Here is a 10,971-nt window from a genome sequence, read left to right as displayed (position 1 = left end):
CGGCAGCCAGCATGGCAGCCGCAACCGCGTTCTCGTCTACGCCGGCGTTACAGGCAGCGATTCCGGCCACGATACCCGCTTCGGCATAGCCTGCCGCAGCCCTGATCGCATCCAGCTCCACTTGCGACTTTACCATTCTGAGCGGAGGCAGGATCGCCGAGCCGTCTATCAAGTCGCCGTGACCGATCTCCTGGGTAATCCTGTCGGCCATGACCGCCGAAACAAACCAGCCTCCCAGTTCAATCGCCGGGCGGGAGATGCCGAGTGTCTTCAGAAGTCCCGCCAATGCCACGGCCGGATCTTCGCCATCCTGGTAGTTATGGATATCCCGCAGCCATGTGTTGACGACCGATCCGACCAGTTCCAACTCGCGCACGAGGAGGCAGGGATTGCCCTCGACAGGCAAAACCAGCGCCTGGAATGCGAAATAGCCAGCCGTCTGCCGACCGGTCAGCCAATAGATGTTTTCCGGTCCGGTGACGACGAGTGCCTCATGACCGGCCGCCCGTATGGCGGCACGGGCACGCGACTGCCTTTCGCCGAATTCCGTTTCGGTAAAAGCCGCTTCGCGGCCGCGCAGTTCTGCGAATTCAAACATCTGGTGCGATCACAATTTCCATCATTAGCGTCGGTCAAGCCAGCCCAAAAAACGGCTACGGACACTATCGAAATGGGCTTGCATAGCGGCGCAGGCACGCTCGCCGTCCTGCGCTTCGATTGCCTCGATGATGTCGAGATGTTCACGCGCCTGCTGATCGAAGCGGTCATGGGTGCGGGTGATTGTACAGCGCCGGGCGATGCCGCGCATTTCCGTGATCATGGCCGGCAGCAGGCTGAGACCAGCAGCCTCCGCGACGGCCAGATGAAAGACGTCGTCATCGAGCCAGAACTGATCGAAGGCCACGTCGCCTCCCTGCGCATAGGCGCGCATCGCCTCGCGGGACTGCTCCAGTGCCGGCGTCATGGGTCGTCCGGCAGCCCTGGCTGCGGCAGCACCTTCGAGCAGGCGTCGTATCTGGACGATTTCAAGGAGTTGTTCCACCGTGACGGGCCGCACCATCAACGCACCATTGGTAAGCCGCGAAATGACGCCTTCCTTTTCCAGCCGGGAGATGGCCGCGCGCAACGGCGTGCGCGAAATGCCGGATTCCTGGGCAAGGGCTCTTTCAGTCAGGACATCGCCCGCAGGAAGAGTGCCCGCAAGGATACGCTGCTTGACGTCGCGATAGGCCTGCTGGGCCAATGTTTCCTTCTCGCTCATGGGCTCTCCTGGCCGTTCTTCATCCATGCCTCGTGCAGCACACGAACTGCGGTCGCAAGGTCGGCGGGATCCATGCCTTCCTTGGGATTATGACTGCCATCCCAGTTGCGCAGGAACACCATGACCGACTCCCAGCCCGCCTGGGCGAAGGCGGCCGCATCATGGCCGCCGCCAGACAGCATCCGGCGTGGCGAAAAGCCAAGCCGGCGCGCACCTTCGTAGATCTCATCGCCGAGTTGCACTGAGAGCCGCGTCGGCTGGCTGCGTGATTGAAGGCCAAGCTCGAAGAAAACACCGCGCGCTTGCTCGATCAACGCAATTTCTGCCTTCACCAGCCGATCCATCCGCTCAAGAACGGCCGGATCGTCACTGCGCAGGTCGAGGCAGAAATCGAGCCGGCCAGGCACCTTGGCAAAAGCGTGTTCGGAACTGGCCGCATCGACGCGGCCGACCGTCACGGCAAGATCATGCTTTTCCTCCAGGATTGCGCCCCATCTTCGATCCATCGCGACCACCAGATCCGCCAGGGCAAAAACGGCATCGGAACGCGCGGTACGCGGCGCACCACCGGAATGAGCCCAGACACCGTTGATGCGGGCGTCGCGATAGCGCAACCCGCCACGCACGCCGTCGACGATGGCGAAGGCTTCGCCGGCCTCATCGAGAACGGGGCCTTGCTCGATATGCAACTCCACGAAACGTGCGGGCGCGAGCCCCGGCCCGGAAACGACAGCCTCCGGATCGCCACCCTCCTCGCGCATGTGATCGGCCAGCGTCCGGCCGGTATCGAACCGGACCGCCTTCATCTCTTCGGCCGAAAGCCGCCCGAGCGCCGCGCGCGAGCCGATATAGGAAACCGGGAACCAGACGCTCTCTTCCGCCCGCGTCACGGTCACCACCAGATCAGCAGGCGGCGCCGAGCCGCTATCGACGAAGGCGGCGGCAAGGGCCATGGCGCCGGCAACCCCGGCCTGCCCGTCATAGGCACCGCCCATCGGCACGGTATCGAGATGCGAGCCGATATAGAGGGGAGTGGCCGCGCGGTCCCTGCCCGGCAGCCGGGCGAAGAGATTGCCCGCAGCGTCCCGCGTCACCGACAGGCCGAGGGTTTCCGCCTCCTCAGCGATGACACGATGGGCGGCAGTTTCCAGTGCACTGTAGGATGGACGCGTATAGCCCGGCCCTGGCTCCGAAATGGCGTTGATGCGATCGAGCAATCGATCGATGGTGTCTTCGATAATGCGGCTCATGCGTAACTCCGGACCGGATCGTTGAGTGCAGTCGCCGGGCGCTCACCGGAAAGGGCCATCAGCACATTGCGAGCCGAGCCGATAGCCACGCGACGCAGGGCCTCAAGCGTTGCACCACCGAGATGCGGCGTAAAGATCACCCGGTTCGACTGACCAAGGGGTCCGGATGGCGCTTCGTGGGAATAGACATCAAGTCCCGCCCCGGCGACGCGCCCGGAGGCAATGGCTTCGGCAAGGGCGGCTTCATCCACCAGACCTGTCCGTGCGGTATTGACGACAATGGCGCCAGGCTTGATGTGCGAGAGCGCTTTTGCATTGATCAAACCGCGCGTCTCCGGCCGTAGTGGGGTGTGCAGCGAGACTAGATCCGCCTGTGCCAGGCCATCTTCGAGTTTTTCCATCCGCTCAAAACCCTCCACATCGGCTGCGCGAGGCGAATAGACCAGAACGCGTGCATCGAACGCGGCCTTCAGCATGCGACCAAGCCCTGCGCCGGTTGCACCCCAGCCGACAACGAGAGCCGTCTTGCCGGACAATTCCGTGAAGGTCTCCATCTCGCGGAACCCTCTTATGCCGGCTCGTTCGCTGCGGTCCGCAGCCGGGATACGCCGTGCGACCGCCAGCGCGAGGCCAAGAGCAAGTTCCGACACCGACCGCGCATTGGCACCCGGCGTATTGCAGACAAGCACGCCTCGTTCGCTTGCCGCTTCCTTGTCGACCGCATCGTGACCGGCACCGTGTACGACGACAACGCGCAACACATCAGCAGCATTGATCGCGGCAGCGGAAAGGCCAGCATCCCTGGTGATCACCGCCTCGCAGCCGGGGATCATGCGGGCGACCGTTGCCATTTCCGCAGAAGGGCAAAATACCGGCTCGATGCCTGCCTCCCTAAGCAGCGCAATGCCGTCGGCATGAACCGGTTGGACAATCAGACATTTCATCGATCGGATACCTCGTCGGAGGATTTCAGGCGCGCCAGAATGGCATCGCGCGCATTGGCGACATGCACGGCCATCAGCCGGCCTGCCGTTTCGCCTTCACCGGCCCGCAGCGCGGCGATAATCTCGAGATGTTCGGCGCATCCTTTAAGAAAGCGATCCGGAACCTGGGTGTGGTCGAACATGCAGGTGCGACGGCGGAGATCGTCGATGGTGGCGATGATCATGCTGCTGCCGGTTGCCGCAGCCAACATGCGATGAAAGTCGTCGTCGACACGACGCTGTTCGTCCTCTTCCCCCGGTCCCTCCAATTGCAGACGGCGGACGCGCGCCTCTATCTCATCCAGTCGACCGGCGGGAAGCCCCGTCGCCGCGCGAGCCGAATGGGCTTCGAGCGTCTGGCGCAAGAAGAAGATTTCCTCCACCTCCTCGCCGGAAAGCTGTCGCACCTTAAGGAAGCGTCCATCCTGCGTCACCAACCCTTCGGCTTCGATGCGTTTGATTGCTTCGCGAACGGGTGTGCGCGACATGTCCAGCGCGTCGCCCAGCTTGGCCTCCTGCAAGGCATCCCCCGGCATGAGCGCGCCCGACAGGATCATTTCGATGATCTTGGTGTAGGCCTGCTTGGCAAGCGGTTGTGTCATGGCGCTACCTCTTGTGCGACGCTCATTGGCGTTGTCTTTTCGGACAGATCCGTAATCACATCCTGCAGGGCTTGTCGCTCTGCGACCAGCAGCGCCTCTGCCGTGGCTTGGGAAATCAAGCGAAAACGGATCACCATACCGCTTGGGATCTGCGCCAACCGTGGCACGTCGACGGAGGCCACAGTCGCTATTTTCGGATAGCCGCCGGTCGTCTGGCGTTCGGCCATCAAGACGATCGGCCGGCCGGAGCCTGGGATCTGGATCGATCCAGGTGTGGTACCATCCGAGACGATATCGTTGCCTCGGCAGGCCGAGATCACAGGCCCATCCAGCATTTGCGCCATGCGATCGCGGCTGGTGGATACGACGAACGAACTCCCAAGGAAGGTACGCCAAGCGGATGCATCGAAATAATCATCCTGCGGCCCTGCCACGACATTGATGGGGCGATTGGATCGGCGCCACGGCTTTGTAAGCGCAAGATGCGGCATGGGATCGAGGGAACCGATCGGCAAGAGATCGCCAGTCCGCAGGCAACGTCCTTCATGGCCACCGAGGCCGGTGCGCAAATGCGTGGCGCGGGAACCCAAGATCAACGGCGTATCGATGCCGCCGGCAAACGCGACATATCCCCAAACGGCCGATCGCAAGCCGCCGACGACGAGCGTAGACCCGGGAAAGAGATCATGGCTCTCCCATGGGCGCACGGCCGAGCCGTCTATCCGGATATCCACGTCGCCGCCGGTGACGGCAAAACGAACCGGCTCGGTGACCTCGAACGTGCCGCCGGCGCTGGCAAACTCAAGAGCCGCCATATCCTGCCTGTTGCCCACCAGTGCGTTGGCAATACGGAAGGACGGCGCATCCATCGGCCCGGAGCCGGAGACGCCGGAATGCAGCAATCCCCTGCGGCCGCGATCCTGAACCGTCACCATGGGCCCCGCTTGAACAATCCGCAAATGCATCATGCTACTTCGGGCTCCAGAACGGTCTGGCCGGCAGCGACCATCATATCGAGACGCGCCGCCTCGGCCTCGCCGATCGGACGAAAGCGGATGCGATCACCGGCCATGAGAAGAAAAGGCGGTGTCCGATGAGGATCAAAAAGCCTGGCCGGCGTGCGGCCGATAAAGCGCCAACCGCTCGGCCCCGGGACCGAATTAATGCTGGCCTGCTTGCCGCCTATGCCGATGGCACTCGCCTCGATCCGTTGGCGCGGCGCGGCCAGCCGCGGGGTATGCAACGCATCCGGAAGGCCGCCGAGATAAGCAAAACCGGGCGCAAAACCGATCATGTAAACACGATATTCGGCGCTGGCGTGCAGATTGACGAGCTCGGTGGTCGTCATGTCCTTCATGCGAGCGAGCTCGTCGAGATCGATCCCGACGGCGCCACCGTAAACGACGGGGACGCTGAAACAGCGCGAGGATGTATCTGTCACGGACAGGCCCTGTAGTCGCTTTTGCAGCGCATCGGCAAGCGCTCCGCCACGGATGATCGCGGGATCGTAAATGACGCTCAGCGAACGATAGGTCGAGGCCATTTCTTCGATGCCCGCAACGGGGTTGAGGCTCAGAGCATCGAAGAGCGCGATGATGCGCCTGTTGACATCATCGTCGATGTGATCGGCGAGTTCGACCGACAGCATGCTGTCGCCGCAAGCGCGAATGCGTGGGAACATTTCGGCCATTGCGCCGACACCCCTCCTTCCGTCAATCTGGCAAATCGGAAACAGAGCACCGCTTGTCAAAATCGGTGCGCTTTCCAAATTCATCGGACTTGCTATTTCAGTATACCAACTGTATGTCAACCATGGCCGGATGATATGAACAAAGTTCGTGCAATGCAACAGAACGGTAGAGAATTATGGCGCCGTATCAGGCCGGAATCGTCGACTGGGAGCAAGCTGCATGGCAACGATTGATTTGAATTGCGACATGGGAGAAGGCTTCGGCGCCTATACGATCGGCGACGACAAGGCCATGCTCGGACTGATCACGACAGCCAATATTGCCTGCGGCTTCCATGCCGGCGATCCGGTGGTCATGCGCGACACGATCCTCGCCGCCAAGGCTTCAGGCGTTGCAATCGGCGCGCATCCCTCCTTCATGGATCTCTACGGCTTCGGCCGGCGCCGCATCTCCGGCGAACGTCCCGAGGATATCGAGGCGCAACTGATCTACCAGATCGCGGCGATCCAGGGCATGGCAAGCGCACTCGGCTGGCCGATCAGCCACATGAAAACCCACGGCTCGCTCGGCAACATGGCAGCCGAGGATCCTATCCTGGCGGATGTCTGCGTGCGTGCCATCAAGGCTGTCGATCCCTCTCTCGTCTTCCTCACCCTTCCCTATTCGGAGACCATGAAGGCTGCCGAAAGGGCCGGCCTGAAAATCGCCTGCGAAGTCTATGCCGACCGGACCTATGACGACAACGGCATGCTGACATCCCGGCAGCGAGAAGGCGCGGTCATTCATGATCTGCAAAAGAGCATGGACCAGGTTTTGTCCATGGTTCGTGACGGAGAAATCCCAACCATTGGTGGCCGCAAGCTGCCGGTTCAGGCGGCCAGCATCTGCGTCCATGGCGATACTCCTGGCGCTGTCGCAATGGCACAGTCGCTGCGCAACGCACTCGCCGCGGAAGGGATAGAATTCGCTTCCTTTGCCCGCCCGCCCCTTCCATAAGGGTTATGCTTGTGAGCCGCGCGGGGAAGAACGCGCATTCACAGCCCATGAGAGCTAGCCGCCGCCGAGGTTTTCATCACCTCAGCCATGAAATTCGTGTCGCCGGTGGTCCGCATCAACGGTGAAATGATTGCGGGAACTTTATACCACCGCAGAATTGGGCAAGCCTTATAGCCGCGCCGCGCCCGCCACTGCGGGAGAATGCCTCTTGTGTAAGGATTCCGACGCAATGCCGGCCAGTTCGCGGATGAAGAAGTCAAGGATGGTTGAAGGTTTTTCCGCGGAACGCGTGGCTATGACGAAGGTGGAGTGAATTCGAGTTTCATCCGGCATAAGCGGTCGGAAGCAACCTTTCTGAACCCAGTCGCGGGCATAATGGTCCGGCAGGTAACCGAGATAGTGTCCGGACATAATGAACATCGCCTGCGCCTCCATATTCGAGGCGACTGCGCGAGTTCGTGCCCGCGGAAAGAATTGCAATTCACGCATGTTGGCGTACGGCCGCACCACGAAATCGAAAGACTCGATATGTTCTATCGTCAGCTCTGCGCCCCCTTGCTTGAAGAGCGGGTGCCCTTGGGCGCAGTAGAGCGAATGGATTTCTTCCCGAAGTCGGGAGAGCTTCAGACCCTGATAGGGTTGTGTTTCCGGTAAAAGCGCGATGTCCAGTCCGCCATTGGCGATTTCGGAAAGCAGCGCATCAGGGGTGTCGATTGCCAGTTCAACGCGCGCTTCGGGGGCCTTCTCGCTGATACGAGCAATCACCCGGTGGATCGGCAGGTCGCTATCAGTGATGGTGTTGTCGATCAGGCCAAGCCTCAGTGTGCCGGTAATGCGGTTTTTGAGTGCGCCAATGTCGCTTTCAAAGGCATTGAGTGCCAGAAAAAGCCCTTTCGACCGCTCGTGTACGATAACGCCACGATCCGTCAGCTCGAAACCTGAGCGGCCCCGTCGGCACAGCTTGAAACCTAAACGATCTTCCAGCGCCTTGATGTGGAAGCTGATGGCGGACTGGCTGAGGCCGAGCGCGATTTGCGCGCCGAGAAAACTCTTATGCTCTACGACTGCGCGAAACACCGTCAAGGATCGGAGATCGGATTGAGCCAGCAGCATCCGCTATCCTCACATTAATAATTCTGATGTAAACTTCATCACTTTCCTATTTTTCTGAGCTATTGTCCATGCTTTCCTCTCCTTCAGGGATCACGAAACGATCCCGAAAAAGCAGGGGAACAAGACTATGACAATCATCCGGAATTCGAGAATCCTTCTGGCGGGCGCTGCGCTTGCTGTCGCCATGATGGCACCCGTCGCGCACGCGGCCGACCTGCTCGACAAAATCAAGACGACGAAAGTTTTCACTGTCGCCACCGAGGCGCGTTTTGCGCCGTTCGAATTTGTCGAGGGTGGGAAGATCGTTGGTTATTCCGCCGACATCATGGAAGACGTCATGAAAGAACTGCCCGGAGTCGAGCTGAAGCGCCTCGATCTGCCCTGGCAGGGTATCCTGCCGGGTCTTGCTGCCAGCCGCTTCGATTATGTCGTCACCTCGGTCACAGTCACGCCGGAGCGCATGAACGCCTATCATCTTTCTGTACCGATCGCGGATGCCACGATGGCTGTGCTAAAGCGAAAGGGCGATGCCGAAATCACCAAGCCGGAAGATATCGCCGGCAAGCCCGTCGGCTCGCAGGCAGGTTCCGCCCAACTCGCGGCGCTTGAGACATTCGCGACTGAACTGAAAGCTTCCGGTAAGGCCGACGTAACCGTTTCGACCTACACCGACTTCTCCGAAGCCTATGCCGACCTTGCTACAGGTCGCATCCACGCCGTCGTCAACTCATTGCCGAACCTGCTTGAAGCGGCGCGCCAGCGGCCGGATATCTTCGAAGTCGTGCTGCCCACCTTCGGACCGAAGACCTATTTCTCCTGGGCCGGCCGCAACGACGCCGACAGCACCTCGCTCAACGCGCTGATCGACGCGGAACTCATCAAGCTCAACAAATCCGGCAAGCTTGCCGAGCTGCAGAAAAAGTGGTTTGGCGCTCCGATGGAACTGCCGGAAGCACTTCCCGCCGCTAAGTAAGGGCAAGGGGGGAACCGCTCATGGACAGAACATTGGCGGGCGTCTGGCCAGCTCTTCTTGATGGTCTCCTCACCACCGTCACGGTCAGCTTTTCGGCGCTTCTGCTCGGCGTGCCACTGGCCGTGCTGCTTGCGGCCGCCTCGCGCAGCGGCCGGCTGTTGCATGCCACAGCGGGACTATATGTCTCGTTCTGGCGTGGCACACCGATTCTCGTCCAGCTTCTCGTTATCTTCTATCTGCTGCCATTTCTCGGCCTCGAACTGGAGCCGCCGGTAGCTGCTGCCCTGGCACTGGCACTCAACACCGCCGCCTTCCAATCGGAGATCTACCGCGCGGGGCTTCTGGCAGTGCCGAGGGGACAGATCGAGGCGGCCGAAATGCTTGGACTGACGGCGGCTCAAACCTTCTTGTGCATCGAGGTGCCGCAAGCTGTACGCACGATGCTGCCAGCCCTTGTCGGCGAGATGCAGGCGCTGGTGAAGAATTCTTCCCTCGTCTCCGTCATCGCGGTCATGGATGTCACCCGCAGGGCACAGCAAGTGGCGGCGTCGACATTCCGCCCGTTGGAGGCCTATGCCTCAGCCCTCCTGCTTTATGTGGCCGTCGCCGCGGCTTTGGCCGGTATCAGTCTCTTGATGGAGCGCCGCCTGACGCAAGGGGCCAGACGATGATGATCGGCTTTTTCAACGATCTTCCGCTTTATCTCTCCGGTCTTGCCATCACGGCCGCCGTGTCGGCTTGCGGAATTTGCATCGCCGTTCTGGTCGGCATCCTGCTGGCATTGTCCCTGCGCAGCCGCTTGCGGCCCCTGTCCCTAGCGATCCGGGTCTATGTCGAATTCGCCCGCGGCGCACCTCTGGCACTGGTGCTCTTCCTTCTCTATTACGGCGGTCCGCAATTCGGTTTGGTGCTCAGCCCCTATGTCGCCGGCATTGTCGGTCTCGGTCTTTATGGTGCTGGCCCCTTCGCGGAAATCTTCCGCGCAGGGTTCAATGCGGTGCCGAAGGGCGAATGTGAGGCGGCCGCCATGCTCGGCCTCACACCCGGCCAGACATTCTTGTACGTGGAACTACCGCAGGCGATGAGGCTGACGCTTCCGCCCTCCATTGGGCAGGCGATCAATCTGGTGAAGGAATCGGCCGTTCTGTCCGTCATCACACTCGGCGAACTGACGAAAGTCGCGGGCACCATCAGCTCCATCAGTTTCGCGGTCGTCACGCCCTACGTGACCGTCGCCCTGCTCTATTGGGCGCTCGTTGAAACCATTGCGCGGATCGGCTTCTACGCAGAGCGCCGCCTTGCAGCGAAAGGCTTCTGACATGACAGCAACACCGGCGGCGATATCGGTTCGCGGACTTGAGAAACGCTTCGGCGGAAGAACGGTACTGAACGGCATCGATCTTGATATTCATGCCGGCGATGTCACCTGCATCATCGGTCCCTCCGGCTCAGGCAAAAGCACGCTCCTGCGTTCCATTGCCTTTCTCGATCCCTACGACGCCGGCGAGGTGAATGTGTTCGGCCGGATGATGGGCTGGCGGGAGACGCCACTGGGGCGTGAACGTGCCGGCACGAAGGAGCTGGCCGACGCTCGCCGTCCTCTTGGCATCGTATTCCAGCATTTCCATCTCTGGCCGCACATGAACGTGCTCGACAACGTGACGCTTGCGCTCCGGCTCGTCCACCGCGTCACTCACGCCGAAGCGGAAGCAACAGGACACACGGCGCTGGCCAAGGTGGGGCTCACAGCGTTCGCCGACCGCCGTCCCGAAAATCTTTCCGGTGGGCAGAAGCAGCGCGTGGCAATCGCCCGGGCGCTCGCCATGAAACCGAAAGTGATGCTGTTCGACGAGCCGACCTCGGCACTGGACCCGGAGCTGGTGGGCGAGGTTCTCTCGGTCATGAGAGCGCTCGCCTCCGAAGGCATGACCATGCTCATCGTCACCCACGAAATGGGGTTTGCCGCGCACGCGGCCAACCGCGTCGTCTTCATGGACGGGGGCCGCATTGTTGAGGACGGTCCGCCGCAAACACTTTTCGCGGCGCCGAAAAGCGAGCGCCTTTCGCAATTCCTGCAAACCTGGCGCGAACGCGCATTTTGA

13 protein-coding genes are annotated in these 10,971 nt (G+C 61.1%); 5 read left to right on the top strand and 8 right to left on the bottom strand.

Going from position 1 to position 10,971, the window contains the following annotated elements:
* The 7 genes from PMI03_RS15510 to pxpB form a co-directional block, all read right to left on the bottom strand.
* Positions 1-598: aminopeptidase P family N-terminal domain-containing protein (locus PMI03_RS15510; RefSeq protein WP_007694848.1), on the bottom strand; the 598-nt coding region annotated here is incomplete at its 3' end.
* A 24-nt stretch (positions 599-622) separates the two neighbouring features.
* Positions 623-1,261 carry a GntR family transcriptional regulator gene (locus tag PMI03_RS15505; protein ID WP_007694847.1) on the bottom strand — a complete coding sequence of 213 codons (639 nt, stop codon included), beginning with the start codon at positions 1,259-1,261 and terminating at the stop codon, positions 623-625.
* Positions 1,258-2,511, bottom strand: coding sequence for a Zn-dependent hydrolase (locus PMI03_RS15500; RefSeq protein ID WP_007694846.1), 1,254 nt, complete (start codon positions 2,509-2,511; stop codon positions 1,258-1,260). Before PMI03_RS15500 ends, PMI03_RS15505 begins: the two co-directional genes overlap by 4 nt.
* A complete protein-coding gene (locus PMI03_RS15495) occupies positions 2,508-3,455 on the bottom strand; it encodes an NAD(P)-dependent oxidoreductase (RefSeq protein WP_007694845.1) in 948 nt (315 codons plus the stop codon). Before PMI03_RS15495 ends, PMI03_RS15500 begins: the two co-directional genes overlap by 4 nt.
* On the bottom strand, positions 3,452-4,096 hold the full coding sequence (locus tag PMI03_RS15490) for a GntR family transcriptional regulator (protein WP_007694844.1): 645 nt from the start codon (positions 4,094-4,096) through the stop codon (positions 3,452-3,454). The genes PMI03_RS15495 and PMI03_RS15490 overlap by 4 nt, the downstream gene beginning before the upstream one ends.
* Positions 4,093-5,061 (bottom strand): biotin-dependent carboxyltransferase family protein, encoded by a 969-nt coding sequence (locus tag PMI03_RS15485; RefSeq protein ID WP_272955290.1) that lies wholly within the window; start codon positions 5,059-5,061, stop codon positions 4,093-4,095. The genes PMI03_RS15490 and PMI03_RS15485 overlap by 4 nt, the downstream gene beginning before the upstream one ends.
* Positions 5,061-5,786 (bottom strand): 5-oxoprolinase subunit PxpB, encoded by a 726-nt coding sequence (gene pxpB, locus PMI03_RS15480; RefSeq protein ID WP_007694841.1) that lies wholly within the window; start codon positions 5,784-5,786, stop codon positions 5,061-5,063. The genes PMI03_RS15485 and pxpB overlap by 1 nt, the downstream gene beginning before the upstream one ends.
* 220 nt (positions 5,787-6,006) lie before the next feature.
* On the opposite strand from pxpB, the gene PMI03_RS15475 reads away from it, so the two are divergent.
* On the top strand, positions 6,007-6,783 hold the full coding sequence (locus PMI03_RS15475) for a LamB/YcsF family protein (RefSeq protein WP_007694839.1): 777 nt from the start codon (positions 6,007-6,009) through the stop codon (positions 6,781-6,783).
* A 168-nt stretch (positions 6,784-6,951) separates the two neighbouring features.
* Here the strand turns inward: PMI03_RS15475 and PMI03_RS15470 are convergent, their stop codons facing one another.
* The gene (locus tag PMI03_RS15470) at positions 6,952-7,896 is read right to left on the bottom strand and encodes a LysR family transcriptional regulator (protein ID WP_007694837.1); all 945 of its coding nucleotides are present in this window, start codon (positions 7,894-7,896) and stop codon (positions 6,952-6,954) included.
* Positions 7,897-8,023: 127 nt separating this feature from the next.
* Between PMI03_RS15470 and PMI03_RS15465 the strand changes: the two genes are divergently transcribed.
* The 4 genes from PMI03_RS15465 to PMI03_RS15450 are packed head-to-tail and all read left to right on the top strand — an operon-like array spanning position 8,024 to position 10,971.
* Positions 8,024-8,869, top strand: a complete 846-nt coding sequence (locus tag PMI03_RS15465) for a transporter substrate-binding domain-containing protein (protein ID WP_007694835.1) — start codon at positions 8,024-8,026, stop codon at positions 8,867-8,869.
* Positions 8,870-8,889: 20 nt separating this feature from the next.
* Entirely contained in the window at positions 8,890-9,540 is a 651-nt protein-coding gene (locus PMI03_RS15460) for an amino acid ABC transporter permease (protein WP_007694833.1), read from the top strand.
* A complete protein-coding gene (locus tag PMI03_RS15455; protein ID WP_007694831.1) occupies positions 9,537-10,187 on the top strand; it encodes an amino acid ABC transporter permease in 651 nt (216 codons plus the stop codon). The genes PMI03_RS15460 and PMI03_RS15455 overlap by 4 nt, the downstream gene beginning before the upstream one ends.
* Before the next feature lies 1 nt (position 10,188).
* The gene (locus PMI03_RS15450) at positions 10,189-10,971 is read left to right on the top strand and encodes an amino acid ABC transporter ATP-binding protein (RefSeq protein ID WP_007694829.1); all 783 of its coding nucleotides are present in this window, start codon (positions 10,189-10,191) and stop codon (positions 10,969-10,971) included.

This window comes from Rhizobium sp. AP16, from assembly GCF_000281735.1.
Classification (GTDB): domain Bacteria; phylum Pseudomonadota; class Alphaproteobacteria; order Rhizobiales; family Rhizobiaceae; genus Rhizobium; species Rhizobium rhizogenes.
The sequence above is the reverse complement of the archived record's forward strand: the minus strand, read 5'-3'. Positions and strand labels throughout refer to the sequence as shown.

Bases quoted from the DNA above. Each gene is read 5' to 3' on its own strand.
- PMI03_RS15460 (WP_007694833.1), top strand. From the start codon at position 8,890: ATGGACAGAACATTGGCGGGCGTCTGGCCAGCTCTTCTTGATGGTCTC.
- PMI03_RS15475 (WP_007694839.1), top strand. From the start codon at position 6,007: ATGGCAACGATTGATTTGAATTGCGACATGGGAGAAGGCTTCGGCGCC.
- PMI03_RS15470 (WP_007694837.1), bottom strand. From the start codon at position 7,896: ATGCTGCTGGCTCAATCCGATCTCCGATCCTTGACGGTGTTTCGCGCA.
- PMI03_RS15505 (WP_007694847.1), bottom strand. From the start codon at position 1,261: ATGAGCGAGAAGGAAACATTGGCCCAGCAGGCCTATCGCGACGTCAAG.
- PMI03_RS15500 (WP_007694846.1), bottom strand. From the start codon at position 2,511: ATGAGCCGCATTATCGAAGACACCATCGATCGATTGCTCGATCGCATC.
- PMI03_RS15490 (WP_007694844.1), bottom strand. From the start codon at position 4,096: ATGACACAACCGCTTGCCAAGCAGGCCTACACCAAGATCATCGAAATG.
- PMI03_RS15495 (WP_007694845.1), bottom strand. From the start codon at position 3,455: ATGAAATGTCTGATTGTCCAACCGGTTCATGCCGACGGCATTGCGCTG.
- PMI03_RS15455 (WP_007694831.1), top strand. From the start codon at position 9,537: ATGATGATCGGCTTTTTCAACGATCTTCCGCTTTATCTCTCCGGTCTT.
- pxpB (WP_007694841.1), bottom strand. From the start codon at position 5,786: ATGGCCGAAATGTTCCCACGCATTCGCGCTTGCGGCGACAGCATGCTG.
- PMI03_RS15485 (WP_272955290.1), bottom strand. From the start codon at position 5,061: ATGCATTTGCGGATTGTTCAAGCGGGGCCCATGGTGACGGTTCAGGAT.
- PMI03_RS15465 (WP_007694835.1), top strand. From the start codon at position 8,024: ATGACAATCATCCGGAATTCGAGAATCCTTCTGGCGGGCGCTGCGCTT.
- PMI03_RS15450 (WP_007694829.1), top strand. From the start codon at position 10,189: ATGACAGCAACACCGGCGGCGATATCGGTTCGCGGACTTGAGAAACGC.